The sequence below is a fragment of the Streptomyces antarcticus genome (genome assembly GCF_026627255.1).
GTDB lineage: Bacteria > Actinomycetota > Actinomycetes > Streptomycetales > Streptomycetaceae > Streptomyces > Streptomyces antarcticus.
The window spans coordinates 58,543-85,040 of record NZ_JAPNLM010000012.1 but is presented as its reverse complement, the minus strand read 5'-3'; the positions used below and the strand labels follow the sequence as shown (position 1 = coordinate 85,040).

The 26,498-nt window shown below is 70.4% G+C and carries 25 protein-coding genes and 1 pseudogene; 14 read left to right on the top strand and 12 right to left on the bottom strand.

The features are described from left to right. Positions 1–15: 15 nt before the first annotated feature. The 3 genes from cydD to OTB16_RS19460 all read right to left on the bottom strand — a co-directional run bounded on the left by cydD (position 16) and on the right by OTB16_RS19460 (position 6,156). A complete protein-coding gene (gene cydD, locus OTB16_RS19470; RefSeq protein WP_267721524.1) occupies positions 16–3,567 on the bottom strand; it encodes a thiol reductant ABC exporter subunit CydD in 3,552 nt (1,183 codons plus the stop codon). A gap of 63 nt (positions 3,568–3,630) precedes the next feature. Next, a complete protein-coding gene (gene cydB, locus OTB16_RS19465; RefSeq protein ID WP_267721523.1) occupies positions 3,631–4,632 on the bottom strand; it encodes a cytochrome d ubiquinol oxidase subunit II in 1,002 nt (333 codons plus the stop codon). Between the two features lie 18 nt (positions 4,633–4,650). After that, complete coding sequence (locus OTB16_RS19460; protein WP_267721522.1) at positions 4,651–6,156, bottom strand: cytochrome ubiquinol oxidase subunit I; 1,506 nt, start codon at positions 6,154–6,156, stop codon at positions 4,651–4,653. A gap of 182 nt (positions 6,157–6,338) precedes the next feature. Between OTB16_RS19460 and OTB16_RS19455 the strand changes: the two genes are divergently transcribed. Continuing rightward, a complete protein-coding gene (locus OTB16_RS19455; protein WP_267721520.1) occupies positions 6,339–6,707 on the top strand; it encodes a cyclophilin-like fold protein in 369 nt (122 codons plus the stop codon). Positions 6,708–6,844: 137 nt separating this feature from the next. Here OTB16_RS19455 and hisC read toward each other — a convergent pair whose 3' ends face one another. Continuing rightward, a complete protein-coding gene (hisC, locus tag OTB16_RS19450) occupies positions 6,845–7,924 on the bottom strand; it encodes a histidinol-phosphate transaminase (RefSeq protein ID WP_267721518.1) in 1,080 nt (359 codons plus the stop codon). A 361-nt stretch (positions 7,925–8,285) separates the two neighbouring features. Here hisC and OTB16_RS19445 point away from each other — a divergent pair, with 361 nt between their 5' ends. The 3 genes from OTB16_RS19445 to OTB16_RS19435 all read left to right on the top strand — a co-directional run bounded on the left by OTB16_RS19445 (position 8,286) and on the right by OTB16_RS19435 (position 11,749). After that, positions 8,286–9,401 carry a LacI family DNA-binding transcriptional regulator gene (locus OTB16_RS19445; protein ID WP_267721517.1) on the top strand — a complete coding sequence of 372 codons (1,116 nt, stop codon included), beginning with the start codon at positions 8,286–8,288 and terminating at the stop codon, positions 9,399–9,401. A 214-nt stretch (positions 9,402–9,615) separates the two neighbouring features. Then, positions 9,616–10,788, top strand: a complete 1,173-nt coding sequence (locus OTB16_RS19440; protein ID WP_267721673.1) for a metallophosphoesterase — start codon at positions 9,616–9,618, stop codon at positions 10,786–10,788. A 148-nt stretch (positions 10,789–10,936) separates the two neighbouring features. Further along, on the top strand, positions 10,937–11,749 hold the full coding sequence (locus OTB16_RS19435) for a hypothetical protein (protein WP_267721516.1): 813 nt from the start codon (positions 10,937–10,939) through the stop codon (positions 11,747–11,749). 131 nt (positions 11,750–11,880) lie between these two features. Here OTB16_RS19435 and OTB16_RS19430 read toward each other — a convergent pair whose 3' ends face one another. Both OTB16_RS19430 and thiC read right to left on the bottom strand, forming a co-directional pair. Then, complete coding sequence (locus tag OTB16_RS19430; protein WP_267721515.1) at positions 11,881–12,006, bottom strand: hypothetical protein; 126 nt, start codon at positions 12,004–12,006, stop codon at positions 11,881–11,883. A 69-nt stretch (positions 12,007–12,075) separates the two neighbouring features. Further along, positions 12,076–13,863 carry a phosphomethylpyrimidine synthase ThiC gene (gene thiC / locus OTB16_RS19425; RefSeq protein ID WP_267721514.1) on the bottom strand — a complete coding sequence of 596 codons (1,788 nt, stop codon included), beginning with the start codon at positions 13,861–13,863 and terminating at the stop codon, positions 12,076–12,078. A 211-nt stretch (positions 13,864–14,074) separates the two neighbouring features. Between thiC and OTB16_RS19420 the strand changes: the two genes are divergently transcribed. Together OTB16_RS19420 and OTB16_RS19415 are read left to right on the top strand one after the other, a co-directional pair. After that, positions 14,075–15,442, top strand: coding sequence for a YibE/F family protein (locus OTB16_RS19420; protein WP_420717744.1), 1,368 nt, complete (start codon positions 14,075–14,077; stop codon positions 15,440–15,442). A gap of 39 nt (positions 15,443–15,481) precedes the next feature. Next, positions 15,482–15,664: a hypothetical protein gene (locus OTB16_RS19415; protein ID WP_267721512.1), complete on the top strand. Its 183-nt coding sequence runs from the start codon at positions 15,482–15,484 to the stop codon at positions 15,662–15,664. 36 nt (positions 15,665–15,700) lie between these two features. On the opposite strand, the gene OTB16_RS19410 is transcribed toward OTB16_RS19415, so the two are convergent. The 4 genes from OTB16_RS19410 to OTB16_RS19395 all read right to left on the bottom strand — a co-directional run bounded on the left by OTB16_RS19410 (position 15,701) and on the right by OTB16_RS19395 (position 17,968). After that, positions 15,701–16,150: an SsgA family sporulation/cell division regulator gene (locus OTB16_RS19410; protein ID WP_267721511.1), complete on the bottom strand. Its 450-nt coding sequence runs from the start codon at positions 16,148–16,150 to the stop codon at positions 15,701–15,703. 97 nt (positions 16,151–16,247) lie between these two features. Beyond that, complete coding sequence (locus OTB16_RS19405) at positions 16,248–16,994, bottom strand: IclR family transcriptional regulator (protein WP_267721510.1); 747 nt, start codon at positions 16,992–16,994, stop codon at positions 16,248–16,250. A 284-nt stretch (positions 16,995–17,278) separates the two neighbouring features. Further along, a complete protein-coding gene (locus OTB16_RS19400; RefSeq protein WP_267721672.1) occupies positions 17,279–17,503 on the bottom strand; it encodes a DUF5326 family protein in 225 nt (74 codons plus the stop codon). A gap of 147 nt (positions 17,504–17,650) precedes the next feature. After that, entirely contained in the window at positions 17,651–17,968 is a 318-nt protein-coding gene (locus OTB16_RS19395) for a cupin domain-containing protein (RefSeq protein WP_267721509.1), read from the bottom strand. Between the two features lie 89 nt (positions 17,969–18,057). Between OTB16_RS19395 and OTB16_RS19390 the strand changes: the two genes are divergently transcribed. From OTB16_RS19390 to OTB16_RS19370, 5 genes and pseudogenes are all read left to right on the top strand, one after another. Next, the gene (locus OTB16_RS19390) at positions 18,058–18,438 is read left to right on the top strand and encodes a phage holin family protein (RefSeq protein ID WP_267721508.1); all 381 of its coding nucleotides are present in this window, start codon (positions 18,058–18,060) and stop codon (positions 18,436–18,438) included. A gap of 11 nt (positions 18,439–18,449) precedes the next feature. Further along, positions 18,450–18,940, top strand: a pseudogene (locus OTB16_RS19385) (low molecular weight protein-tyrosine-phosphatase). Continuing rightward, positions 18,937–20,085 (top strand): cystathionine gamma-lyase, encoded by a 1,149-nt coding sequence (locus OTB16_RS19380; RefSeq protein ID WP_267721506.1) that lies wholly within the window; start codon positions 18,937–18,939, stop codon positions 20,083–20,085. Before OTB16_RS19385 ends, OTB16_RS19380 begins: the two are co-directional and overlap by 4 nt. Before the next feature lie 176 nt (positions 20,086–20,261). Next, positions 20,262–21,167: a LysR family transcriptional regulator gene (locus tag OTB16_RS19375; protein WP_267721504.1), complete on the top strand. Its 906-nt coding sequence runs from the start codon at positions 20,262–20,264 to the stop codon at positions 21,165–21,167. Between the two features lie 60 nt (positions 21,168–21,227). After that, entirely contained in the window at positions 21,228–21,707 is a 480-nt protein-coding gene (locus tag OTB16_RS19370) for an NUDIX domain-containing protein (protein WP_267721503.1), read from the top strand. A 103-nt stretch (positions 21,708–21,810) separates the two neighbouring features. On the opposite strand, the gene OTB16_RS19365 is transcribed toward OTB16_RS19370, so the two are convergent. Then, positions 21,811–22,905, bottom strand: a complete 1,095-nt coding sequence (locus tag OTB16_RS19365) for a globin domain-containing protein (protein ID WP_420717743.1) — start codon at positions 22,903–22,905, stop codon at positions 21,811–21,813. A gap of 229 nt (positions 22,906–23,134) precedes the next feature. Continuing rightward, a complete protein-coding gene (locus tag OTB16_RS19360; protein ID WP_267721502.1) occupies positions 23,135–23,785 on the bottom strand; it encodes an HAD family hydrolase in 651 nt (216 codons plus the stop codon). 91 nt (positions 23,786–23,876) lie between these two features. Between OTB16_RS19360 and OTB16_RS19355 the strand changes: the two genes are divergently transcribed. The 3 genes from OTB16_RS19355 to OTB16_RS19345 are packed head-to-tail and all read left to right on the top strand — an operon-like array spanning position 23,877 to position 26,495. Beyond that, the gene (locus OTB16_RS19355; RefSeq protein WP_267721501.1) at positions 23,877–24,782 is read left to right on the top strand and encodes a GNAT family N-acetyltransferase; all 906 of its coding nucleotides are present in this window, start codon (positions 23,877–23,879) and stop codon (positions 24,780–24,782) included. 17 nt (positions 24,783–24,799) lie between these two features. Beyond that, on the top strand, positions 24,800–25,261 hold the full coding sequence (locus OTB16_RS19350) for a GNAT family N-acetyltransferase (protein WP_267721500.1): 462 nt from the start codon (positions 24,800–24,802) through the stop codon (positions 25,259–25,261). 58 nt (positions 25,262–25,319) lie between these two features. Then, a complete protein-coding gene (locus tag OTB16_RS19345) occupies positions 25,320–26,495 on the top strand; it encodes a winged helix DNA-binding domain-containing protein (RefSeq protein ID WP_267721498.1) in 1,176 nt (391 codons plus the stop codon). Positions 26,496–26,498: the final 3 nt, after the last annotated feature.

The window sequence follows — 26,498 nt, the reverse complement described above, 5'->3', positions numbered from 1 at the left end:
ACTAGTTAGTCCCTTTTACTGTGGAAAGTCGGCCGCCATCCGGTCCACTGCCCTCTCCCGTTCCAGCAGCCGCCGCAGCGGCCCCTCCGCGGCGGCCAGCTCCGCGTAGCCGCCCCGCTGCGCGACCTCTCCCCGGTCCAGTACGAGCACCTCGTCGACCGCCTCCAGGCCGGCCAGCCGGTGCGTGATCAGCACGGTGGTACGACCCTCGGTCGCGGCCAGCAGGTCCGCCGTCAGGGCGTCCGCCGTCGCCAGGTCCAGGTGCTCGGCCGGCTCGTCGAGGACCAGCACGGGGAAGTCCGCGAGCAGCGCCCGGGCCAAGGCGAGACGCTGGCGCTGGCCGCCCGAGATCCGCTCGCCGTGCTCGCCGACCAGGGTGTCCAGCCCGTCCGGCAGGCCGTCGGCCCACTCCAGCAGACGCGCGGCGGCCAGTGCCTCCCTGAGGTCCTCCTCGCTCGCCCCGGTGCGGGCCAGTCGCAGGTTCTCCCGCACCGAGCTGTCGAAGATGTGGGCGTCCTGGGCGCACAGCCCCACGCGTTCCCGTACGTCGTCGCCGTCGAGCGTGCGCACGTCCGCGCCGCCCAGGGTATACGCGCCCTCGCGGGGGTCCAGGAACCGCAGCAGGACCTGGGCGAGGGTGGTCTTGCCGGAGCCGGAGGGGCCGACGACGGCGATGCGGCGCCCGGCCTCCAGGGTCAGGTCCAGTCCACGCAGCGCGTCCCGCTCCTGACCGGGGTGCCGGGCGGTGAGCCCCGACAGCCGCAGGGGGAAGGGCGAGGCGGGCGGCTCGCAGGCCCGCTCCGGCTCGGCGACCGGAACCGGCGCGTCGATCACCTCGTAGACCCGCTCGGCGCTGCGGCGCACCCGCTGGCGGTACTGGACCGCGAGCGGAAGGCCACTGACCGCCTCGAAGGCGGCGAGGGGGGTGAGCACCGCGACGGCCATGGCCACCCCGGACAGCCGTCCGTCGTGGACGGCGTTCGCGGCGGCGGCCGCGGCGGCCAGCACGGTGAGTCCGCAGATCAGGGCCGACAACCCGCTGCCCAGCCCGGTCGCGGCAGCGCCCCGGGCGGCGATGCGCGTGAGGACGCCGTCGCTCTCGCGGGCCCGGCCCTTGCGGTCCTCCAGCGCGCCGGCGACGGTCAGCTCCGCGGTGCCGGTGAGGAGGTCGGCCACCCGGGTGGCGAGCGCGCCCCGGGCCGGTGCGAGCCGGCGCTCGGACCGGCGGGCGGTCGCCCCGCTGATGAGCGGCACCCCGATCCCGGCGGCGAGGAGGCCGACGGCCAGGACGGCTCCGGCCTCGGGCAGCAGCCAGGCGGCGAAGGCGACCGAGCCGGTTCCCACGAGCACCGCGGTACCGACCGGGAGGAGCCAGCGCAGCCAGTAGTCCTGCAACGCGTCGGCGTCGGCGACCAGCCGGGCCAGCAGGTCCCCGCGCCGGTGCTCGCGCAGCCCAGCCGGGGCGATGCGCTCCAGCCGCCGGTACACCGAGACCCGCAGGTCTGCGAGCATCCGCAGCACGGCGTCGTGCGAGACGAGCCTCTCGGCGTACCGGAAGACGGCCCGCCCCATACCGAAGGCCCGGGTCGCGGTGACGGCCACCATCAGGTAGAGCACGGGCGGCTGTTCGGAGGCCCGCGAGATCAGCCAGCCGGACACGGCCATCAGGCCCACGCTGCATCCGACGGCCAGGGCCCCGAGCAGCAGGCCGAGCCGGAAGCGCCCCTGCCACGCCCTGGCCACCGCCCGCACCCGGCGCAGCGGGTCCGTCCCGCCCGAGTCCGTGCCGCCCCCGGTCCGCGCCCGCTCGGGCGCGGCGCCGAGGATCCATTCACCGGCGTCCGGGTCGGGTGCGCCCGCCCGGAGCTCCGTCCCGACCGCGGCCGGGGGGGCTACGGTCCGGGGGAGGGGCCGGGCCGGGCCGGCCTCGGCAGCCATCGGGACCACCCGGTCCGCGACGGCGAGCAGCGCCGGCCGGTGCACCACCAGCAGCACGGTGCGACCCGCAGCGAGCCGCCGTACGGCGTCCACCACCCCGGCCTCGGTCTCCCCGTCCAGCGCGGCGGTCGGCTCGTCCAGCAGCAGTACGGGCCGGTCCGCCAGGAACGCCCGTGCCAGGGCCAGGCGCTGGCGCTGCCCGGCGGACAGCCCCACGCCGCCCTCGCCCAGCGCGGTTCGCGCCCCGAGGGGCAGCGCGGCCACGAACTCCTCCGCCCCGGCGTTCCGCAGCGCTTCCGCCACCTCGGCTTCGGAAGCCCCGGGACGGGCCAGCCGTACGTTCTCGGCGATCGTTCCGGCGAACAGGTGCGGCCGCTGAGGCACCCAGGCGATCTGCTCGCGCCACTGGGCGCGCGACAGCTCGGCCAGGTCCACGCCCGCGACCCGGACCCGGCCGGCGGTGGGTTCCACGAATCCCAGCAGCACCTGGAGGAGCGTCGACTTTCCCGCGCCGCTCGGGCCGGTGAGCGCGACGCACTCCCCCGGCCCGACGGCCAGGGAGACCGGGCCGGGCGAATCCTCGCCACGGCCTGCGTACCGGACGGCGACCCCGTCGATCTCGATCCGCAGGGGGGCGCCGGCGGGCAGGGCGGTCTCGCCGCCCGGCTGCGCGTCGGAGGTCTCCAGGACCTCGAAGATCTGCTCCGCGGCCGCCAGTCCCTCCGCGGCCGCGTGGTATTGCGCGCCCACCTGCCGCAGCGGCAGATAGGCCTCGGGCGCCAGGATCAGGATGACCAGGCCGGTGTAGAGGTCGAGCTCGCCGTGGACCAGCCGCATGCCGATGGTCACGGCCACCAGGGCCACCGACAGGGTGGCCAGCAGCTCCAGCGCGAAAGACGAGAGGAAGGCGATGCGCAGGGTCCGCATCGTCGCGCGGCGGTAGTCGTCGGTGATCACTCGGATGGACTCGGCCTGCGCCTTGGCCCGGCCGAACACCTTCAGGGTCGGCAGCCCTGCCACCACGTCGAGGAAGTGCCCCGACAGCCGGGAGAGCAGCCGCCACTGGCGGTCCATCCGGGACTGGGTGGCCATACCGATGAGGATCATGAACAGGGGGATCAGGGGGAGCGTGACCACGATGATGGCGGCCGACACCCAGTCCTCGGTGACGATCCGGGCCAGCACCGCCACCGGCACCACCACCGCGAGGCCCAGCTGGGGCAGGTAGCGCGAGAAGTAGTCGTCGAGGGCGTCCACGCCGCGGGTGGCCAGCGCCACCAGCGAGCCCGTCCGCTGCTTGTCGATCCGGCCGGGGCCCAGGTCTGCGGCCCGCTCCAGCAGCCGGCCCCGCAGTTCGGACTTGACCGCCGCGCCCGCCCGGTGCGCGGCCAGCTCGGTCAGCCAGGCCACCAGGGCCCGCCCGAGGGCCACTGCCGCCAGGAGCATCAGCGGGGTCCTCAGCGCCGCTCCGTCCAGGCCGTCCTCGAAGGCGCCGACGATGATCTCGGCCATCAGCATCGCCTGACCGACGACCAGCCCCGCCCCGGCAAGGCCCAGTACCACCACCGCCCCGAGGAAGAGGCGGGTGGAGCGGGCGTACCGGAGCAGGCGCGGGTCGATCGGTTTCACGTGAAACATCCCCCAGGGGCAGGGTCAGTCAGGCAGGTGGGCCGGAGCCGGGCTCCGGGTGGCTCAGTGCACGTCGACGATGTGCTGCGTACCGATCCGCTTGCGGAACACCCAGTACGTCCAGCCCTGGTAGAGCATGACGAGTGGAGTGGCCACTCCCGCGCACCAGGTCATGATCTTCAGGGTGTAGGCGCTGGACGAGGCGTTGGTGACCGTGAGGCTCCAGGCGTCGTTCAGCGAGGACGGCATGACGTTCGGGAAGAGGGTGAGGAAGAGCATCGCCACGGCGGCCGCGATGGTGATGCCGGACAGGGCGAACGACCATCCCTCGCGGCCGGCCAGGTTGAGGCCCACGGCCCCGAGCAGGGCCGCCACCGCGATGGCCATCGCGATCAGGCTCTTTCCGTCACCGCGCGAGAGCTGGGTCCAGATCAGGAAGACCAGGGCCAGTACGGCGGTCACCGCACCGAGCCGGGTGGCCAGCCGGCGTGAGCGGACCCGGATGTCACCGACCGTCTTGAGCGAGGTGAAGACCGCGCCGTGGAAGGTGAACAGGGTGAGGGTGACCAGGCCGCCGAGGATCGAGTACACGTTGAGCAGGTCGAGGAAGGTCCCGACGTACTCCTTGTCCTGGTCGATCTTCACGCCGCGCACGATGTTGGCGAACGCCACGCCCCACAGGAACGCGGGGATCAGCGAGGTCCAGAAGATCGCGTGCTCCCAGTTGGTCTGCCACTTGTCCTCGGGGCGCTTGTGCCGGTATTCGAAGGCGACACCCCGGATGATGAGGCAGACCAGGATCAGCAGCAGCGGCAGGTAGAAGCCGGAGAAGAGGGTGGCGTACCAGTCGGGGAAGGCCGCGAAGGTCGCGCCGCCGGCAGTGAGCAGCCAGACCTCGTTGCCGTCCCACACGGGCCCGATCGTGTTGATCAGGACCCGCTTCTCCGTGCGGTCGCGGGCGAGCAGCTTGGTCAGGACCCCGACTCCGAAGTCGAAGCCCTCCAGGAAGAAGTAGCCGATCCACAGGACGGCGATGAGCACGAACCAGACGTCGTGGAGTTGCATGGTGTGGACTCCTCAGCCTCAGTACGAGAAGGCCATCGGCCGGTCGGGGTTCTTGTCGTCCCCACCGATCTTGGTGGGCGGGTTGAGATCGGCCTCGGTGAGTTCGGGCGGGCCTGCCTTGACGTACTTGACGAGGAGCTTGACCTCGATGACCGCCAGCACGGCGTACAGGAGGGTGAAGCCGATCATCGAAGTGAGGACCTCGCCCTGGGAGACGTTCGGCGAGACGGCGTCCCTCGTGCGCAGGACCCCGTAGACCACCCACGGCTGGCGGCCCATCTCAGTGAAGATCCATCCCCAGGAGTTGGCGATGAGCGGGAAACCCATCGTCCACAGGGCGACGACCCAGTACAGGTTGGCGAAGCGGGGGCTCAGGGCCTTCCTGAAGAGGACCAGGTGCGGGACCTCGTCCTCACCGGTCCGCAGGCCCGGCGGCAGCATGAACCTCTTGCGGGTCAGCCACAGCCCCAGCGCTCCGATGCCGAGGGAGGCCATGCCGAAGCCGATCATCCAGCGGAAGCCCCAGTAGGCCACGGCGATGTTCGGCCGGTAGTCGCCCGGCCCGAACTTCTCCTGCTGTGCCTTGTTGACGTCATTGATGCCGGGGACGAAGGAGGTGAAGTCGTCGTTGGCAAGGAACGAGAGCAGGCCGGGGATCTCGATGGCGACCTTGTTGTGGCCCTTGTCGACGTCTCCGTAGGCGAAGACCGAGAAGGGTGCGGGCGCCTCTCCGTCCCAGAGCGCCTCGGCGGCGGCCATCTTCATCGGCTGCTGCTTGTACATGACCTTGCCGAGCAGGTCGCCGCTGATGGCCGTACCCATACCGGCGATGATCATGACGATCAGGCCGAGCCGCAGCGAGGAGCGCATCACCGGGATGTGCTTCTTGCGGGCCAGGTGGAAGGCGGCGATGCCGGCCATGAACGCGCCGCCGACCAGGAACGCGGCCGTGATGGTGTGGAAGAACTGGGTGAGCGCGGTGTTCTGGGTGAGGACCAGCCAGAAGTCGGTGAGCTCGGCCCGGCCCCGCTCCTCGTTGATGCGGTACCCGACCGGGTGCTGCATCCAGGAATTGGCCGCCAGAATGAAGTAGGCGGACAGGATGGTGCCGATGGACACCATCCAGATGCAGGCGAGGTGGATCTTCTTCGGCAGCTTGTCCCAGCCGAAGATCCACAGACCGATGAAGGTCGACTCGAAGAAGAAGGCGATCAGCGCCTCGAAGGCCAGCGGGGCCCCGAAGACGTCACCGACGAACCGCGAGTAGTCGGACCAGTTCATGCCGAACTGGAACTCCTGGACGATGCCGGTGACGACACCCATCGCGATATTGATCAAGAAGAGCTTGCCCCAGAACTTCGTGGCCCTGAGGTACTTCTCCTTCTCGGATCGCACCCATGCGGTCTGCAGGCCGGCGGTGAGCGCGGCGAGCGAGATCGTCAGCGGGACGAAGAGGAAGTGATAGACGGTGGTGATGCCGAACTGCCATCGCGCCAGGGTTTCCGGCGCCAAAGCGAGGTCCACGTCATCTCCTTCGGCCGTGAGGGACAGCGGCAATTGCCTGATGTATCCCACTCAACTCGGGAGGAAGCGGGACACGCTTGTGAACGCGTTCACATTCACAAGCATTATGTCCTACTGCATTTCGGATCTCTGAAGGGGGGTACCCCTAGCCAACAACTTCAACAGATTGTTGAATGCGGCCCATGCAGATACGAATCTCCTGGCCCGCGGGCCAGCTCACCGCGACCCTGGACGAGACCCCGACCAGCAAGGCGCTGTCCGAGGCCCTTCCGATCTCCGCCTCCGCCAACCTCTGGGGCGAGGAGGTCTACTTCGACACCGGCGTTTCCGTGGCCCTGGAGCACGACGCCCGGCAGGTCGTGGATCCCGGCACCGTCGCGTTCTGGACCGAGGGCGACGCGCTGGCGCTCCCCTACGGCCCCACGCCCATCTCGCGCGCGGGCGAGAGCCGACTGGCGAGCCCCTGCAACGTGCTCGGCTCCTTCGACGGCGACCCCCGCCTGCTGTCCTCCGTCCGCGAGGGCGACCCGATCCGCGTGGAACTGGTCTAGCGGACCGGCCCGGCGACGGACCCGGTCAACTGGCCGGCCCGGCGAACCGGCCGGCCGAGCGGCGCGGCCCGGCGAACCAGCGCGCCGGACCGGATCGACCCCGCCCGCAGCGTCCCGCCGAACCGGCCGCGTCCCCCCTACAGCCCCTTGAAGAACTCTCCCGCCGTGTGCAGGAAGAGGTCGTTCGCCTCGGTCTCACCGATCGTGACCCGCAGGCCCTCGCCCGCGAAGGGCCGGACCACCACTCCGGCCCTCTCGCAGGCTGCCGCGAAGTCGGCGGTCCGCTCGCCCAGACGCATCCACACGAAGTTCGCCTGCGTGTCCGGAACCGTCCAGCCCTGCGCCAGCAGCGTCTCGTGCACCCGGGCCCGCTCGCCCACCAGCGCCCCGACCCGGCCCATCAGCTCGTCCTCGGCGCGCAGCGAGGCCACCGCCGCGTCCTGGGCGAGCTGGCTGACCCCGAAGGGCACCGCGGTCTTGCGCAGCGCGGCGGCCACCGGCTCGTGCGCCACCGCGAAGCCGACGCGCAGACCGGCCAGCCCGTACGCCTTGGAGAACGTACGCAGCACGGCGACGTTCGGGCGGTCGCGGTACAGCTCGATGCCGTCCGGCACGTCCGTGTCGCGCACGAACTCGCGGTACGCCTCGTCCAGCACCACCAGGACGTCCGAGGGCACCCGGTCCAGGAACCGCTCCAGCTCGGCACGGCGCACCGCGGTACCGGTGGGGTTGTTCGGGTTGCAGACGAAGATCAGCCGGGTCCGCTCCGTGATCGCCGCGGCCATGGCGTCGAGGTCGTGCACGTCCCCGTCGGTGAGCGGGACCTTCACGGAAGTCGCGCCCGAGATCTGCACGATGATCGGGTACGCCTCGAAGGAGCGCCACGCGTAGATGACCTCGTCGCCCGGTCCGGCCGTCGACTGGATCAGCGACTGCGCCACGCCCACCGAGCCGGTGCCGGTGGCGACGTGCCCGACCGGCACCCCGAACCGCTCCGCGATCTCGTTCACGAGCCCGGTGCAGGCCATGTCGGGGTAGCGGTTGAAGTTCCCCGCGGCAGCGACGGCGCTCTCCAGCACCCCGTGCAGCGGCGGGTAGGGATTCTCGTTCGACGACAGCTTGTACGCGACGGGTCCGCCCGCGGCCGCCGGCTTGCCGGGCTTGTATGTCGGAATGCCGTCCAGCTCGGCGCGCAGCTTCGGGCTGTTCTCGCTCACCGCAGGTCCTCCTCGACCGTCCCGTACGACGTCGCCGTCGACTCAATACTGCTCACCTTATGAGGATTCCTCGCTCCCGAGAATGGGGGCGCCTGGAATGCGGGGGAGCGCGCGCATATATGCGTGCGCCGGTGGCCTGCGCCGTGGCGCGCATCCCTCGTGCAGGTGAGTTGAGACCGGTCCGAGAGCACACTGTTTTGGCATGCCCGGTCCCGCCGACAAGCGCCCCGACCCCTCACATCCCTCAAACACCTTCCTTTCCAAGGTCATTGAGGGTGGCGAACCATGCAGAAACGTGCCTGTCAACGCGTGCATATGCACCCGGACCACCCACCCCGCCGAGCCCTACTATCGGCTCGCCATGACAGCAGCAGGGAAGCATCAGGTGAGCCGGACCGAGACCACCCGGCGGGCCGCCGGCCGACAGGGCCGGGCCGGCATCAGGGACGTGGCCGCCGCAGCGGGCGTCTCCATCACAACCGTCTCCGACGCGCTCAATGGCAAGGGGCGGCTGCCGGACGCCACCCGCCGCCACGTTCGCGAGGTCGCCGACCGGCTGGGCTATCGCCCGTCCGCCGCCGCCCGCACCCTCCGTACCGGAAAGTCGGGCCTGATCGGCCTGACCGTGACGACGTACGGGGATGAACCTTTCACCTTCACCGAATTCGCCTACTTCGCCGAGATGGCCAGGGCCGCGACCTCAGCGGCGCTGGCGCGCGGCTACGCCCTCGTCATCCTCCCCGCCACCTCCCGACACGACGTGTGGTCCAACGTCGCCCTCGACGGCACCGTCGTCATCGACCCCTCCGACCACGATCCAGTCGTCACCGAACTCGTCCGTCAAGGCCTGCCCGTCGTCTCCGACGGCCGCCCGGCAGGCTCCCTCCCCGTCACCGCCTGGGTCGACAACGACCACGAGGCAGCCGTACTCAACCTGCTCGACCACCTCGCCGCCGCCGGCGCCCGCCGGATCGGACTCCTGACCGGCACCACCACCGACACCTACACCCGGCTCTCGACCACCGCCTACCTGAGCTGGTGCGAGCGGGTCGGCCAGGATCCCGTCTACGAGTCCTACCCCGCCCACGACCCGTGCGCGGGCGCGGTCGCCGCCGACCGGCTCCTCGCCCGCCCCGACCGGCCCGACGCCGTGTACGGGCTCTTCGACCCCAACGGCACCGACCTGCTCGCCGCCGCACGGCGCTACGGCCTGCGCGTCCCCGAGGACCTGCTGCTCGTGTGCTGCAGCGAGTCCACCGTGTACGCCACCACCGAACCGCCCATCACCACCCTCTCCCTCAAACCGCGCCGCATCGGCACCGCCGTCGTGCAGCTGCTGATCGACGCGATCGAGGGAGTCGACACCGGGCGCCCCGTCGAACAGGTCGTCCCGACCGAACTGATCATCCGTACCTCTTCGCAGCGCAGGCAGCCCCGCACCACCGTCAGCCCACCCCGTTCACCGGCGCAGGACTGACCTCCACACCACCCCGCGACGCGGCCGAAGGCCTCGTCAAAGATTTCAGCAACACCGATATCGGGAGAAAACAGCAGGAAGGATCGGCTCCGGAAAGGATTCACCACCCTGGTGCGTCACAGAGCGCGAGCCGCATTCCTATGATGGGCGCACGACATCACGGACCCTCCTCCCCGGAGGTCAGGAGGGTCCGCAGGTGTACGACAGCGCGACGGTGGTGGAGGGGTCGATGACTCAGGGGGCCGGTCAGGGACCCGCTATGCGGACGGAGACGCTGCGGGACTTCCGAGTTCCGGTCACCGAGCCCGCCCCGTACGGCGTGTCCGAGGGGTTCGGCAGCGAGCCACCCGTGTACGGCTCGTACCCGGCGTACTACGAGGGGGGCACCGCGCCCGGCGACACCGCGCCCGTCCCGCTGATGAGCCACGAGCCCGAACCGGACGATCCCGAGGGCTACACGCCGACACAGCGCGACCTGCCCGTCATCGGTCGCGGCGCGGTCGGTGGCCCCGGGGACACCGTCCAGATCCACTACGTCCCCCAAGAGACCGCTCCCGGCGGCCCCGGGCCGCTCTACGTGGTCGGCGACGTGCACGGCTACCTCGACGAGCTCGTCACCGAACTCGGCGCCCAGAGCCTGATCGACGCCGAACGCCGCTGGTCCGCCGGCAACGCCCGGCTCTGGTTCCTCGGCGACTTCACCGACCGCGGTCCCGACGGCATCGGCGTCATCGACCTCGTCATGCGGCTGTCCGCAGAGGCGGCCGCCGCGGGCGGTTACTGCAAGGCGCTCATGGGCAACCACGAGCTCCTGCTCATCGGGGCGAAGCGGTTCGGCGACACCCCCGTCGCCTCCGGCGCCGGTACGGCCACCTTCCAGGCCGCCTGGCTGCTCAACGGCGGCCAGCGCACCGACATGGAGCGTCTGCAGGACGTACACCTTCAGTGGATGTCCCGGCTGGACGCGGCCGTCCTGGAAGAGGACCACCTGCTCCTGCACTCCGACACCACGGCCTACCTCGACTACGGCGACTCGATCGAGGACGTCAACGACACCATCCACGAGCTGCTCAACCGCAACGACGCCGACATCACCTGGGACCTGTTCCGCAAGTTCACCAAGCGGTTCGCCTTCCGCGACGAGGACACGGGCCCCCAGGCCGTACGCGAACTGCTCGGCACCTACGGCGGCAGCCGCGTGGTGCACGGCCACAGCCCGATCCCCTACCTGCTCGGTGAAGTGGGCACGGAGGACGGTGACTCGGCACGCGGCCCCGAGGCGGTGGACGGCCCGCACGTGTACGCGGAAGGGCTCGCCATCGCCATGGACGGCGGGGTGACGATGGCAGGCAAACTGCTGGTCGTGCAACTTCCGTTGAGCAACTGACTGTTACCGAAGCAGGCTATTTCCGGAAAGCCCCTGTCAACGGGTGGCGTGCGCGCTCTACCATCGCTCTATCCGTAGCAGGCTCTCCTCCGTTTGTGCCGGCGCCCGGGTCTACGCGGGCATACCGGCTTCTACGGAGCATCGGGGGATGCACATGACCAGCGCTCCGCACCTGCTGACCGAAGACCGACCGGAATTCGATCGCCTCCTCGACGAGGCGCTTCGCACAGCGCCCGAGCGTCCCGAGCTCGCCACCCTCGGCGAGCGGCTGAACGCCGAACAGCTGCGCACCATGGCCATGGGAGCCAGTGCGTTGCTGTCGGCCGCGGCAGCGGCCGAGTACGACCACTACGTGAAGGTCCGCGGGGAGCGGCGCGACGAGCTCCTGTCCACCCCGGGGTCGTCGGGTGAGGAGAACGGCGGGCAAGGCGGCGACGGCGCGGGAGCGGGCGCAGTCATCGCGGTCCTCGCGCCGGTACTGGCGGGCACCGCGATGCTGATCTTCCTGCTCGTGGGCTACAGCCTGAAGATGATCGAGCCCGAACCCGCCTTCGCCAAGACCATGCTGACGGCTGGCTGGCTCTTCGGCGCGCTCACCGTGGCCGGCCTGCTGTGCGCCGTGATCGGCCTGCTGGTGACGGCAGTCCGCAACAGCTCGACCGAGGTGGTGGCCGACGAGTCCGAGGCAGTGCCCGACGAGGTCGCCCGGGCGCGCGAGGCCTGGCGCCACGCCCTACTGGAGCGCGGCATCATGCCGTTCCTGAGGGACGCGCTGGCCGACCCGAGTGCGGGGCCGGGCTTCCCGCCTCCGCGCGGGCGCGGCAGCCGGATACCCAGCCTCGGCTACACGGCTCCCGATTTCACCAGTCCCGGCACCCCTTCCCAGGGGCCTCCGCCCGGCTACTCACCTCCGGACTTCACGAGCCCGGACTTCGGCGGACCGGAACACGACCCGAAGTGACGCGTCCGCCCGCCCGCGCGGGCGTCCCCCACCACGCCTCCTGTTTCACGTGAAACACCGGCCTGGAGGGAACGGCGCGCCCGCCGGCCCGCGGCCGTTCCCCAGCGGCCGCCTCCGCCGGGCGGGATCGTTCAGCGACGGCGGTCAGGGACAGCGGGCCGGGACGGCAGGCCGTGGAAGTGCACGTTCATGGCGAGGGACACCTCGTCCTGCCACCCCTTGAGCTCCGGGCCCGCGCTCCAGGAGTCGGAGCTCACCCAGGCGCCAGGGTGGAGAGGCGCCGCCCCGGCCCGAAGAGCCATGGGGCGACGCCTTCTGCTGGTGCGTCAGTCGGCGAGCGGCAGGTAGACGCGGTTGCCCGCGGCCGCGAACTCCGCGGACTTTTCCGCCATGCCCGCCTGGATCTCGTCGGCCTTGAGGTCTCCGCCGTGCTGTCGGCGGATGTCCTGCGAGATCTTCATCGAGCAGAACTTCGGACCGCACATGGAGCAGAAGTGCGCGGTCTTGGCCGGCTCGGCGGGGAGGGTCTCGTCGTGGAACTCACGCGCCGTGTCCGGGTCGAGGGCCAGGTTGAACTGGTCCTCCCAGCGGAACTCGAACCGGGCGTCCGACAGCGCGTCGTCCCACTCCTGGGCTCCGGGGTGCCCCTTGGCCAGGTCCGCCGCGTGCGCGGCGATCTTGTACGTGATGACACCGGTCTTCACGTCGTCCCGGTTGGGCAGGCCCAGGTGCTCCTTGGGGGTGACGTAGCAGAGCATCGCGGTGCCCCACCAGGCGATCATCGCGGCACCGATGCCCGAGGTGATGTGATCGTAGGCGGGCGCCACATCGGTGGTCAGCGGGCCGAGCGTGTAGAACGGCGCTTCTTCGCAGATCTCCTGTTGGAGGTCGATGTTCTCCTTGATCTTGTGCATCGGGACGTGGCCCGGACCCTCGATCATGGTCTGGACGTTGTGCCGCTTGGCGATCGTGTTCAGCTCGCCCAGCGTCTTGAGTTCGGCGAACTGCGCCGCGTCGTTGGCGTCCGCGATAGACCCGGGCCGCAGACCATCACCCAGCGAGTACGTGACGTCGTACGTCGCGAGGATGTCGCAGAGCTCCTCGAAGTTCGTGTAGAGGAAGTTCTCCTTGTGGTGCGCCAGGCACCACGCGGCCATGATCGAGCCTCCGCGCGAGACGATGCCGGTCTTGCGGCGGGCGGTCAGCGGCACGTATGGGAGCAGCACGCCGGCGTGGACCGTCATGTAGTCGACGCCCTGCTCGGCCTGCTCGATGACCGTGTCCTTGTAGATCTCCCAGGTCAGGTCCTCGGCACGGCCGTCGACCTTCTCGAGCGCCTGGTAGAGCGGCACGGTGCCGATCGGGACGGGGGAGTTCCGCAGCACCCACTCGCGCGTGGTGTGGATGTTGCGGCCGGTCGAGAGGTCCATGACCGTGTCGGCGCCCCACTTGGTCGCCCAGGTCATCTTGTCGACCTCCTCCTCGATGGAGGAGGTGACCGCGGAGTTGCCGATGTTGGCGTTGACCTTCACCAGGAACCGCTTGCCGATGATCATCGGCTCGATCTCGGGGTGGTTCACGTTGACCGGCAGCACCGCGCGGCCTGCGGCGATCTCCTCGCGGACCACCTCGGAGGAGACGTTCTCGCGGATAGCGACGTACTCCATCTCCGGGGTGATCTCACCGCGGCGGGCGTACGCGAGCTGCGTGACGGCGACGCCGCCGCGGCCCCGGCGTGGCTGACGGGGGCGGCCCGGGAACACCGCGTCGAGGTTCTTGAGGCCGCCGCGCGGCGAGGTGTGCTTGATCCCGTCGTCCTCGGGGCGCGCGGGGCGTCCCGCGTACTCCTCGGTGTCTCCGCGCGCGATGATCCAGTTCTCGCGCAGCGGGGCGAGGCCCCGGCGGACGTCGGTCTCGATCTGCGGGTCGGTGTACGGACCGGACGTGTCGTAGAGCGTCACGTCTTTGCCGTTGGTGAGGTGAACCTGACGGACCGGCACCCGAATGTCGGGGCGGGAGCCCGCCACGTAGCCCTTGTGCCAGCCGGGCTGGCGCTCGGTCTGGCCGTCGGCGTCCTGGCTGACGGCAGGCGTGCGTGCGTCCTGAATGGTCATGAGACCTGATCTCCCTACGCCGGCATTACCCGGTAACAGGTTCGGCGGTCGACGCAGCCTCTTCCCGTACGCATTGGTAATGCGCGACGGTGATCAGCGTCCTCTCAGCCCGGTGCTCCGAGCTCCCGCGTTGTGCAAAGGTGCCCCCACGCTAGCGTCATCTATGGCGTGCTGAACAGTGGGCCCCCTCATCTCTTGCGATGATCAGCCAGTGACGTCCTCGCCGCAGCCCCCCACCGAGCCCACAGACCCCGCCGGCCACGCAGGCCATGCACACGCGGGCCACGAAGCCCCATCCGGTCATTCCCACAGCCACGGCCACGGCCCGGCGGCCCCCGTCTCGAAGCACCTGCGCAAGGTCATCGCGGCCGTGCTGATCCCCTTCGCCACCGCCGTCTTCGTCGGCCTGGTGGTGCTCTGGCCGGGAGGCGCGCCCGGCCACGAGCGCACGGGGGTCGGCTTCGACCGGCAGACGCAGCAGGGCAAGGTCGTCTCGCTGGCGCGCGTCGACTGCAAATCCGTGAACGCCTCCCAGGTGCCGTCGACCGGTGACACGTCCACGCCGACGGGCCGCGAGGCGCAGGCCGCGGAGACCGGCGAGTGCAAGAAGGCCACCATCGAGGTCGGCACCGGCCCGGACAAGGGCCGGACCTTCGTGGAGATCGTCCAGCCGGGCGCGCCACGGCAGTTGGCGGACGGCCAGGAGGTGGTGGTCGCGTACGCGCCGGACGCCCCGCGCGACCTCCAGTACTCGGTGATCGACATCAACCGGAAGTTCCCGATGGCGGTGCTGGCCGGGATCTTCGCGGTCGCGGTCATCCTCGTCGGCCGGATGCGAGGGCTGTTCGCACTGATCGCGCTGGTCATCAGCTTCGGGGTGCTGACCCTCTTCATCCTCCCCGCCATCCTCCAGGGCTCGAACCCGCTGGTCGTGGCGATCGTGGGAGCGAGCGCGATCATGCTCATCGGGCTGTACATGTGCCACGGCCTGACCGCCCGGACCTCGGTCGCCGTCCTCGGCACCCTCGTCTCCCTGCTGCTGATCGGTTTGCTGGGCTCGGTGTTCATCGACTGGGCCTTCCTCAGCGGCAACACCGACGACAACACCGGTCTGATCCACGGGCTCTACCCGGACATCGACATGAGCGGTTTGCTGCTCGCAGGCGTGATCATCGGATCGCTGGGCGTACTAGACGACGTGACGGTCACCCAGACCTCCGCCGTCTGGGAACTCCACCATGCCGACCCGTCGATGGGACCGCGAGGCCTCTATCGAGCGGCCATCCGGATCGGACGGGACCACATCGCATCGGTCGTCAACACTCTGGTGCTGGCCTACGCGGGCGCCGCTCTGCCCCTGCTCCTGTTGTTCTCGATCGCGAACAGCAGCATGGGCGCCGTGGCCAACAGCGAGCTGGTCGCGGCGGAGATCGTACGGACCCTCGTGGGTTCGATCGGACTCGTGGCCTCGGTCCCGGTGACGACGGTGCTTGCCGCCCTGGTCGTCTCGGCCGACCGTCCGGGGGCACCTGCCGCCGGGCCGGGGCGCGGCGGCCGGGGCCGGCGGCGCAAGCGCTGACGACGGCGGGGCGGGTGCGAGCGGGGCGGGTGCGAGCGGGTGCGGGCGGGCCGGATCCCGCGCGACGCCAACCCGGCGGGCCGGATCCCGCGCGACGCCAACCCGGCGGGCCGGATCCCGCGCGACGCCAACCCGGCGGGCCGGATCCCGCGCGACGCCAACCCGGCGGGTCAGGTCCCGCGCGACGCTGGCCGTCGACCGATCGGCACCCTCATCCGCTGACTGTCAGTCACCGTCGCGCGGCGCTGAGCCCTTGCCTCAGCCGGCGTTCTGCTCGTTCTGCCGCGACTCGGACAGGATCTTTCCGAGCGCCTCGTCGAGGTGCTCCTCGAAATCACCCAGATTCCTCTCCTGACCGAGCGGAACAAGCCGGTCGGTGCGGTCGAGGAACGCAACGAGCGGCGCCGCGCTCGCACGGAACAACGCCCGGTCACCGCCGACCTGTAGCCGGATGTGAACGTCGGACAGCTCCTCCGGTTCGGAGGGCGCGATGTGCACATCGCCTTCGCCGCAGGGCTTGTTGATGCCGTCGAGGAGAAGTTCCCGGCCGAACGCCCAGGTCACGGGCGCGTCTCCGGGAAGGTGAAAGGTAAGGCGGACTGCGTAGGGATCACGAGCGTCGTACCGGAGTTCCACCGGAATCCGGAACGAGAGCTCCTCGGAAACGAGGAAGTTCATCATGACCTCTGCCTGTACCGACTCGCGCATTGACTACCCCGCTGTTGTGGAAGTGGCCAGGAATGGTCCCCCAGGGCCCTCTTGACAAGAGTGGTGGAAGCGCTTGCAGATCACAAGGAGTGAGTTTTCAGATACTGATAGAGAACGAGAGGGTGCTCAACAGCGCGCCTACTTCACTCCGTAGTCGATCGATTGCAGACAGCAATTGACTCTCCTGGTGCAGAGGGAGAGAAATGGCCATCGTCGCGGCCACATCGCCCGCCGTGATCGGGATGGCTGCGCACACGGTGCCGAGGGAGTATTCCTGACGCTCAGTAACGGGCTGCATCCGTTCGAGGGATCCGATCCGTTGCTCCAGGGAGCGCAGATCCTGCACGGTATAAGGGGTGATGGCCTCGACCGGGTGACGGTCGTAGTAGTCCTTGCGCGTCCTCTCGTCGAGCTGACCGAGCAGGCACTGGCCGATGGCGTGCGCGTGGCCCGTCGCGCGGAAGTCGGCCCACTCCTCGCAAGCCGGGCTGGCCGGGGTGTCCGAGACACCCACGACCTCGATCTCACCCTCGCGGTAGACCGCGAAGTAGACGGGAGCACCGACCGCGTCGCGGAAGTGCGCGAGGGAGTCGAGGATCATGCTGCGACGTTTCTGCTGGAGTCCGCCGCGGGCCAGTCGCGCCGCCGCGTCGCCGAGTACGAAGACCCCGCTCTCCCGGCGCAGATAGCCCTCGTGCGTCAGGGTGCGCAGCAGGTGGTACGCGGTGGGAAGCGGCAGTCCGGCCTCGCGCGCCAGCTGTTTCGCCGGGGCTCCCCCGCTGTGGGACCCCACGGCCTCGAGCAGTCTCAGCGCCCGCTGCACCGAACCGATCAGCGTCGGCACACCGCCGTTGTGAACCGAAGACAAGGTCACCCCCAGGCGTGGCGGCGGGCTTCCGGGGAGACCCGCCCTGCGGGGGCCGCCCCCGCGCGTGCCGCGTGGCTCCTGGGGTCGTGCTCGGCGACTGCTTCACTTCACCGCTGGTCAGAGCGGTGCTACCGGCTTTACGGGTGCCCAGGGAACGGCACAGATTGCCACTCTATCCGCCGATTCCCGGGGTGTGAGCGGTTTCGAGTCTTACGTTCCCTCACCTGGCTCAATCCCGGGACGGCCCGGGCCGGGTCCTCCTACCACTCCCGGGAGGAGGACTTGGACCCGCCGCCGACTTTCTTCACCACGAAGACGAGACCGCCGACGAGGGCGACGAAGAAGAGCAGCTTGAAGACGATGCCGATCAGCGCGCCGAGGACGCTGGTGATCACACCGCCGAAGACGAACAGTGCCAGCAGCGGAACGGCCACCCACTTAACCCACCAGGGCATGCCTGCGAACGTCTCTCGGATGCCATCCATGTCCTCGACCTCTTCTTCCTCGTCCTTGACTTCCTGCACTCGATGCTAGGAGTCCTACGACCCCGGCGGGGGGCCGTGAGCCCCCGGAGTCCCCTGATCCGACCCCTAGGGGGATCAGGGGGCGCGACCCTCAGCAGTCCGGTCCGCTCAGCTCTCGGGCGGGGAGAACACCACCATCACCCGCAGGTCCTCGGTGATGTGGTGGAACTTGTGCGGCACTCCCGCGGGCACGTAGACGACGCTGCCGCGTGCCACCGTCGTCGTCTCCTCCCCGACCGTGATCGATGCCCGGCCGCTCACGACGAAGTACACCTCGTCCTGACGGTGCGGAGTCTGCGGGTCGCTCCGCCCCGCGTCGAGCGCGTACAGCCCGACCGACATGTTCCGCTCACGCAGAAACTGGAGATAGGCGCCGTCATTGGCGGCCCGCTCCGCTTCGAGCTCGTCCAGCCGGAAGGCCTTCATCGTCCTCGTGCCCCTTGTGGTCAGTCGCGCCGTCGCATCCGCTGATCTGCGGATGTCCCGCCGGGATCTTCTCTGCAACGATCAGACACATGACGAATTTCGTAGTCAAGACGCTCGCCAACGCGGCGGCACTGGCCGTCGCCATCTGGCTCCTTGCAGACATCACTCTGGACGACGGCAGCAGCCTCGGCCGGCGGACCCTCACCCTCATCCTGGTCGCCCTGGTCTTCGGACTGGTCAACTTCATCGTCAAGCCCGTGGTGCGGCTGCTCTCACTGCCGCTGTTCGTGGTCACCCTGGGCCTGTTCACCCTCGTAGTGAACGCGCTGATGCTGCTCCTGACCTCATGGCTGGCCGAGCAGCTCGACCTGAGCTTCCACGTCGAGGGCTTCTGGACCGCGGTCCTCGGCGCCTTCATCATCTCCGTCGTCTCCTGGGCCGTGAACATGCTCCTGCCCGACAAGAACTGAGCCGGCCGCCCATGTACCGCGTCTGCTTCGTCTGCAAGGGCAACATCTGCCGCTCGCCCATGGCCGAGGCGGTCTTCCGCGCCCGCGTCGCCGAGGCCGGGCTCGACGGTCTGGTGGAGGTGGACAGCGCCGGCACCGGCGGCTGGCACGAGGGCGACGGCGCCGACCCGCGCACCGTGTCCGTCCTGGAGACCGCCGGATACGCGCAAGACACCGCGCCCGGCAGTTCCGGTCCTCCTGGTTCGCCCGCCTCGACCTCGTCATCGCGCTCGACTCCGAGCACCTGCGGGATCTCAAGGCACTCGCGCCCACTCCCGAGGACGCGGCCAAGGTCCGGCTGCTGAGGTCCTACAACCCCTCGGCCGCGACCTGGGACACCGACGTACCAGACCCCTACTACGGCTCCCTCGACGGATTCGAGGAGTGCCTGACCCTGCTCGAGGCGGCGAGTCCGGGCCTGCTGGCCGCCGTCCGCGAGGCCGTGAAGGAGCACACCGAGTGAACGACCACGACCGGGACCAGCGCCTGGGCGACGGCACGATCGCCGTACGCGCCGGGCTGCCCGAACCCGTCAAGAACGAGCCGACCCTCCCCGGGCCGGTCTTCGCCGCGCACTTCCACCTGCCCGGCGACGTCGAGGGCCCGTACACCTACGGCCGCGACACCAACCCCACCTGGACCCTGCTGGAGCAGGCCGTCGGGGAACTGGAGGCGCCCGGCCAGCACGTGCACACCGTCGTCTTCGCGTCCGGGATGGCAGCGATCTCCGCCGTCCTCCTCTCCCACGCGCGCACCGGGGACACCGTCGTCCTGCCCGATGACGGCTACCAGGCGCTCCCGCTGCTGCGGGAGCAACTGGAGGCGTACGGAATCCTCGTACGCACCGCTCCGACCGGCGAGGACGCCCAGCTCGAGGCCCTCGACGGCGCCCGGCTGCTGTGGATCGAGACCCCGTCCAACCCCGGGCTCGACGTCTGCGACGTACGCCGCCTCGCGGACGCCGCACACGCCGGCGGGACCCTGGTCGCCGTCGACAACACCCTCGCCACCCCGCTCGGCCAGCGCCCTCTGGAGCTCGGCGCGGACTTCTCCGTGGCCAGCGGTACCAAAGGCCTCACCGGCCACGGCGACCTGCTCCTCGGGTACGTCGTCTGCCGCGACCCGGAACTCGCCGCGCGCGTCCGGAAGTGGCGGAAGATCGTCGGCGCCATTCCCGGCCCGATGGAGGCCTGGCTGGCCCACCGCTCCCTGGCCACCATCCAGCTGCGCACGCACCGCCAATGGGAGAACGCGCTGGCCGTCGCCGAGGCACTCGCCGGGCACGCCGACGTGACCGGACTGCGCTACCCGGGCCTGGCCACGGACCCGTCCCACAAGACGGCGGCCCGCCAGATGCGGGGCTTCGGTTCGGTGGTCTCCTTCACGCTTCCCGACCGCGGGCACGCGGAACGCTTCATGGCGGCTCTGCGCCTGGTCGAGGACGCCACGAGTTTCGGTGGAGTACGGTCCACGGCAGAGCGGCGCGGGCGGTGGGGCGGCGACGCCGTGCCGGAGGGGTTCATCCGCTTCTCCGCCGGGGCCGAGGACACCTCGGACCTGGTCGCGGACGTCCTGAGAGCCCTCGTCCTCGCAGGTGACGGCAGCTGAAGACGGTGAGGAAGGGCGGTCCGAGCCTCCCCCCTAGTGGCTCGGACCGCCCCGGGTTCCGCGCGCGAAGAACCACGTGACAAGGCTAGTTGACTCCTCGTCAGAGTCCAATCACGGTAACGACAGGTGCCTATCCGGATATTTATAGTTGTAGGCCCCCAGCGAGAGGTGCCGCCGTGGACCTGGCCCTACTGCGCACCTTCGTCGCCGTCCACCGGGCCGGCTCCTTCACCCGGGCCGCAGCGCTCCTCGGACTGTCCCAGCCGGCCGTCACCTCGCAGATCCGTACCCTCGAACGACAGCTCGGGAGACCGCTGTTCCACCGCCGCGCTCGCGGCGTCACACCCACCGCGATAGGCGACGAGCTCGCCCACAAGGCAGCACCCCACCTCGACGCCCTGCTGCGGATCACCGAAGCCGAGCAGGAGGCCGCGGGCGCGCTGCGCACCCTCCACCTCGCGGGACCGCCGGAGTTCCTGAGCCTGCGCGTGCTCCCGGCCCTCGCGCCCCTCGTCGGGCGGGGCCACTCCCTGCGCACCACCTTCCGGAGCGGGGCCGAGGAGACCCTCGACGGGCTGGCCTCCGGCCACCACGACCTCGTCGTCACCACCGCCCAGCCCCGCAGGGAGCTCTTCAGCGCGACCGCCCTGTGCGACGAGGAGCACGTCCTGGTCGCAGCCCCCTACTGGGCCGCCTTCGTCGACCCGGAACGGCTGCGCGCCGAAGGCGCCGCGGCGCTCGACGGCATCCCCCTGGTCGAGGTCCACGAGTCCCTGCCGCTCGTCACCCGCTACTGGGCCGCCGTCTTCGACACCGTGCCCGACGCCAGACTCCCCGCGGCCACCGTGGTCGCGCCCGACCTGCGGGCCGTCCTGGAATGCGTCAGGGCCGGCGCGGGGCTCGCCGTCCTCCCCCGGTACCTGTGCCAGGACGCCCTCGACTCCGGGAGGATCGTGGCCCTGCCCGAGCCCGCGCTCCCTCCGCTGCGCACCTGGTTCCTGGTCGTGCGGGCCGGCAGCCTCGCCCTCGCCCACCTCGCGCGGGCCCACGACAGCCTGCTGCACGCCGCCGCACGCTGGTGAGCGCGCATTGATCCGGCCGTGGCGCGTTTCAGAAGCGGAGCCATGGGCCACTCTTCTCCCATGACCGAACGTCCCGTGGTCAAACGCACCGCCCGCGCGATCCTGCTCGACGGTGACGACCTGATCCTCATCAAGCGCACCAAGCCCGGCGTCGATCCGTACTGGCTCACCCCCGGCGGGGGAGTCGAACCCTCGGACGCCACCGTCGTCGACGCCCTCCACCGAGAGGTACACGAAGAACTCGGCGCGAAGATCATCGATGTGGTGCCCTGCTTCGTCGACACGGTCGAGCACATCGCCGAGCGTGGAGTGACCGGCGTGAAGGTGCAGCACTTCTTCGTCTGCCACCTCGAATCGATGGACCCCAGCCAACGGCACGGCCCCGAGATCGACGAACCCGCGGGCGAATACGAGATCGTCCGCGTGCCCTTCAGCCGGGTCGGCATCGCAGCCGTCCATCTCGTCCCGCTGTCCCTCCGGCACTACCTTGACGGCAACATCGAGGGCGTACGCGCCATGCACGCCGCCGACCTGGGCTGACCTCCACCCCACCCGGCTGACCGCTTACGTCGCCGGCCGGCCTCTCGCGTCACCGGCCGGCCGCTCAGGTCGCCGGCTGAGACCGGCGGACTCCCCGCCGCTCTCAGCCGGCGACACCGGCCAGTTCCTCCACCGCGTCGTGGCGGATCCGCTCGTCGGGGATCCCGATCCGCTTGAGTTCGTCGACTCCGCTGCGAATCATCGCGGGAGGGCCCGACACGAAGGCGTCGTACGAGCTCCACGGCCCGTGCGGGCCGACCGCCTGCGGAAGCTGCCCGGCCAGCCCGTCGCCGACCACCGGGCGCACCGACAACCACGGGTGGGAACGCTGCAGGCCCAGCAACGTGTCCTTGTCGTACAGGTCGCTGTCGCTGCGCGCGCCGAAGAACACCTCCACCGGACGCCGTTCGCCGTGCTCGGCCACGTCCTCGATCAGCGCCTTGATCGGCGCGATTCCGGTTCCGCCGCCCAGGCAGAGCATCCCGTTGTCCGTGGTGTGGTCGACCACCATCGACCCGGACGGCGGCCCGAGGCGCAGTACGTCGCCCGGGCGGGCATGGCGTACCAGCGCATTGGAGACCCAGCCCGCGGGGATGGCCTTGACGTGGAAGGAGAGCAGCCCGTCCGCCCGCGGCGCCGAGGCGAAGGAGTAGTGCCGCCACACCCGCGGCCACCACGGGGTCTCCAGGCTTGTGTACTGGCCCGCCAGGAAGGCGTACGGCTGGTCGGGGCGGACCGTCAGCACCGCGATGTCCGGGGTACGCAGATCGTGGGAGACCACCTCGGCGTGCCACCAGGCCGGGGCCGCGTCTTCGGCCGCCGCGTCGATCATGATCTGGGAGATCGCGGTGTACGCCCGGACCCAGGCGGCCTCCGCCTCCGGCCCCCACGTCGCCTCCGCGTATCGGGCCAGCGCCCCGACGAGGGCCTCGCCCACCGCCGGGTAGTGGCCGGGCATCGTGCCGTACTTGCGGTGACCGGCGCCCAGCGCGCGCAGGTACGGGACGAGTACGTCCGGGTTGTCGATGTGCTCGGCGGCCGTCAGCAGCGCCTTCAGCAACCGGTCGCGCTGTACGTCCATGGCCACGGGGAAGAGGCTCCGCAGCTCCGGGTGCCCTATGAACACCAGGGCGTAGAAGTATGAGGTCACCTTGTCGGCGACGGGTCCGATCTCCCCGAGGGTCCTGCGGATGAGCACGGCATCCGACGAGGGCTCGGCCGTACCGGTCCCGGAGGGTATCGGGGCCGTCTCCCGTCTGGCCGATCTGGTGGGCGGAGCGTCCATGCGGTGCCTCGCTTCGAGCATCTCGGTCGGTCTGCACACGCCACGGGCTGTGCATCCGTGGTTCCGGGATTCACAGCGTGCCAGCCGACCTTGAGCCCTGCGGGGAAATGCGGAAAATCTGCGTTTCGAGCCCACTATCCCCTTAAGATGCCTCAACTCCCGGGCGTGCCACCCCTACAAGCTGGTACGCCTCCCGGAGGTCCCTGCCCTCGTAGACATGGGTCGCGCGCTCCGCGAGATAGGGCCGCGCATTGACCGCCACCGAGACCGGAACCACCTCGAAGAGCACGGAATCGGTAATCGAATCCCCGTACGCGACGCAGTCGCCCCGGGTCACGCCGAACCGGGTGCACAGCCGGTCCGCGACGGTGACCTTGGCCTCGGGGGTGAGGATGCCGGCCACCTCCACGGGCCGGGTGAACGGCACCTCGGGGAAGACGGAGCCGTGCGCGGCATGCGCGCCCCACTCCAGCAGGAGCTCGACGAAGAAGGAGGGGGACAGCGAGATGACCGCGCAGTAGTCGCCGCGTTCCCGGATCTCGCGCCACACGTCCCGGATGCCGGCCAGCCAGGGGGCCCCGTCGAACGCCGCCCGGACGTGCGCGGGCGTCAACCCGGCCCACAGCGCATGAGCGGCCACCGAGAAGTCGTGCGGTCCGATCTCCCGTGCGCCGAAGGCCCGCTCCAGTTCCGCGATCTCGGCACTCACCCCGAGCTGACGGGAGATCTCGACCGGCGCCGCGGATCCGTACATCAGGGTTCCGTCGAGGTCGAAGAGGTGCAGGGTGGTCATGACCATCGAGATTAGCCGTTCCGATTCCCGTGAAACAGCGTGTTTCACGTGAAACACCGACCTCACGAATCCTCTGGACGGTCGGCGACTGATGATCCAGTCTGAGTCGGTGACACCACCACATCTCACCGATCTACCGATCCGAGCGCTGACCGGGGACGACCTCCGCCGGTGCACCGACCTGTCCGAGGATCGCGGCTGGCCCCGCGAGGACCACAAGTGGAGACTGCTGCTCGCGGCCGGGAAGGGCTACGGCGTCGATGCCCCGGACGGGCAGGGGCTCGCCGCCGCCTGCGTCGTCACCGGGTACGGCCACGCGAACGGGCAACCGGAACTCGCCGCCGTCGGGATGGTCCTCGTCGCCGGCCGCTACGCCCGCCGGGGGCTGGGCCGCCACCTGATGAAGCACGTGTGTGACGACGTATTCAAGGGCGTGCCGCTCACCCTGCACGCCACCCCTTTCGGCCGCCCCCTCTACGAGGAGCTCGGCTTCGACACCACGGGCCGCGCCGAGATGCTCCGCGGGACCTTCCGGCACGAGGATGCTCCCGGCCCGTCGGGCGCCCCCAGCGTCCGTCCGGCGCGCGCCGAGGACCTCTCGCGCATCCTGCGCCTGGACGCCGAGGTCTTCGGCACCGACCGCACGCACATGATCACCCGGCTGCCGGCCTTCGCGGACCGCCTGGTCGTAGCCGAGGACACCGACGGCACGCTCAGCGGCTACGCCGCGGCATGGCCCAACATGGAGACCCACGTCATCGGCCCGCTGATCGCCCGTGACACCGGCACCGCCCAAGCCCTGGTCACCGCATTGGCCACGGGTACCGACCGACCGCTGCGCACCGATGTCGACGTACGGCACCAGGAGTTCCTCGGCTGGCTGAAGGAACGCGGCCTGGAATCCGTGGCCTTCAATGCCGTCATGACCCGCGACATCCCCGGCTTGCCCGGTGACTGGACCCGGCGCTGGGCGCCGCTCACCGTCGCCGCGGGCTGAGAGAGGAACGCACCACGATGACCGATGCCTCCGAACTGACCATCCGCCCGGCCACCGAGGCCGACCTGCCCGCCGTCGTCGCCATGCTCGCCGACGACCCCCTGGGCGCCACACGCGAATCCCCCGACGACCTCACCCCGTACCTGACGGCCCTGAAGCACCTCTCCGAGGACCCGAACCAGCACGTGGTCGTCGCTGTTCGAGCGGACCGCGTCGTGGGCACCCTCCAGCTCACGATCGTCCGGGGCCTCTCCCGCAGGGCGGCCACCCGATCCATCATCGAGGGCGTACGGGTGCACGCCGACGAGCGCGGCAGCGGCCTCGGCACCCTGTTCATCGAGTGGGCCGTCGAACAGTCCCGGGCGGAGGGCTGCGCCCTCGTGCAGCTGACCTCGGACGCGACGCGGACCGACGCCCACCGCTTCTACGAACGGCTCGGTTTCACCGCTTCGCACGTCGGGTTCAAGCTCTCCCTCTGAAGCTCCCCACACCGGCGGGCCGGGCCTCCTGTCGGCGGCCCGGCCTAGGATCCGGAGGATGAGCGCACGCCTTCCCCTCATCAGCACCTCCGAGCGACGGCACCGGCTCGGCCGGCGCCACCGGCTGGCGCCCTCGGCCCGGGGCTCGGCGGTGGTACAGGCGGCGGACGCCGTGGTCGCCCTGCACGCCACGGACGCCGCGACGGTCTTCCTCTCCGCCCGTGCCCGACTGATCGACTGCGGCCCCGACGCCATCGAGCGGGCGCTCTACGAGGACGTCAGCCTCGTGCGGTTGCTCAGCATGCGCAACACGCTCTTCGTGGTCTCCACCGATCTGGCCCCGCACGTCGATGCATCCACCGCCCGTGGCATCGCGGCCAAGGAGCGCCGGACCTTCCTCAGGCAACTGGCCGAGGACGGCCAGGGGCTCGACGCCGACTGGCTGGCCGGGGCGGAGAGCGCCGCACTCGACGCTCTCGATGCCGGTGGCCCCTCCACGGGAATCCAGCTGTCGGCCGCCGTGCCGACCCTGCGCCAGAAGATCACCATCGACCGCGGCAAGCGGTACGAGGCACAGACCGGCGTCGCCACCCGGGTCATCCGCCTGCTGGCCGCCGACGGCAGGATCCGGCGTGACCGGCCGCGCGGATCGTGGACCTCCAGCCAGTACCGCTGGGCCCATACCGACCCCTGGCCCGCCGTACCCGTGGCAGAGGCCCGCGCCGAGATCGCCCGAAGGTGGCTCCAGGCGTACGGCCCGGCAACCGAGGCCGACCTCAAGTGGTGGACAGGCTGGAGTCTGACCGATGTCCGCAAGGCCCTCTCCGCCGCCGGCACCGACCGGGTCCGTCTCGACGACGGGACGACGGCGCTGGTGAGTCCGGGCGACACCGGCGCCGAACCGGCCCCGGAACCCTGGGCGGCCCTGTTGCCGGCCCTCGATCCCAGCAGCATGGGCTGGGCGGACCGGGGCTTCCACCTCGATCCCGCCCACCGGCCCGCTCTCTTCGACTACGCCGGCAACATCGGCCCCACCGTCTGGTGGAACGGCGAGATCGTCGGCGGCTGGGCCCAGCGGTCGGACGGCCGGATCGCCTGGCGGCTGCTGGGCGACCCCGGCCGGGCCGCCGAGGCGGCGATCACGGCGGAGGCCTCGCGCCTGGCCGGGTGGGTGGGCGACGCCCGCATCACCCCGCGCATCCGTACGCCCCTGGAACGCGAACTGGCCGCTTGACCG

Excerpts from the sequence above, each read along its gene's own strand:
- cydB (WP_267721523.1), bottom strand. The coding sequence starts at position 4,632 with ATGCAACTCCACGACGTCTGGTTCGTGCTCATCGCCGTCCTGTGGATC.
- OTB16_RS19455 (WP_267721520.1), top strand. The coding sequence starts at position 6,339 with ATGCAGATACGAATCTCCTGGCCCGCGGGCCAGCTCACCGCGACCCTG.
- OTB16_RS19445 (WP_267721517.1), top strand. The coding sequence starts at position 8,286 with ATGACAGCAGCAGGGAAGCATCAGGTGAGCCGGACCGAGACCACCCGG.
- OTB16_RS19435 (WP_267721516.1), top strand. The coding sequence starts at position 10,937 with ATGCACATGACCAGCGCTCCGCACCTGCTGACCGAAGACCGACCGGAA.
- thiC (WP_267721514.1), bottom strand. The coding sequence starts at position 13,863 with ATGACCATTCAGGACGCACGCACGCCTGCCGTCAGCCAGGACGCCGAC.
- OTB16_RS19410 (WP_267721511.1), bottom strand. The coding sequence starts at position 16,150 with ATGCGCGAGTCGGTACAGGCAGAGGTCATGATGAACTTCCTCGTTTCC.
- OTB16_RS19400 (WP_267721672.1), bottom strand. The coding sequence starts at position 17,503 with ATGGATGGCATCCGAGAGACGTTCGCAGGCATGCCCTGGTGGGTTAAG.
- OTB16_RS19395 (WP_267721509.1), bottom strand. The coding sequence starts at position 17,968 with ATGAAGGCCTTCCGGCTGGACGAGCTCGAAGCGGAGCGGGCCGCCAAT.
- OTB16_RS19390 (WP_267721508.1), top strand. The coding sequence starts at position 18,058 with ATGACGAATTTCGTAGTCAAGACGCTCGCCAACGCGGCGGCACTGGCC.
- OTB16_RS19370 (WP_267721503.1), top strand. The coding sequence starts at position 21,228 with ATGACCGAACGTCCCGTGGTCAAACGCACCGCCCGCGCGATCCTGCTC.
- OTB16_RS19360 (WP_267721502.1), bottom strand. The coding sequence starts at position 23,785 with ATGACCACCCTGCACCTCTTCGACCTCGACGGAACCCTGATGTACGGA.
- OTB16_RS19355 (WP_267721501.1), top strand. The coding sequence starts at position 23,877 with ATGATCCAGTCTGAGTCGGTGACACCACCACATCTCACCGATCTACCG.
- OTB16_RS19350 (WP_267721500.1), top strand. The coding sequence starts at position 24,800 with ATGACCGATGCCTCCGAACTGACCATCCGCCCGGCCACCGAGGCCGAC.
- OTB16_RS19345 (WP_267721498.1), top strand. The coding sequence starts at position 25,320 with ATGAGCGCACGCCTTCCCCTCATCAGCACCTCCGAGCGACGGCACCGG.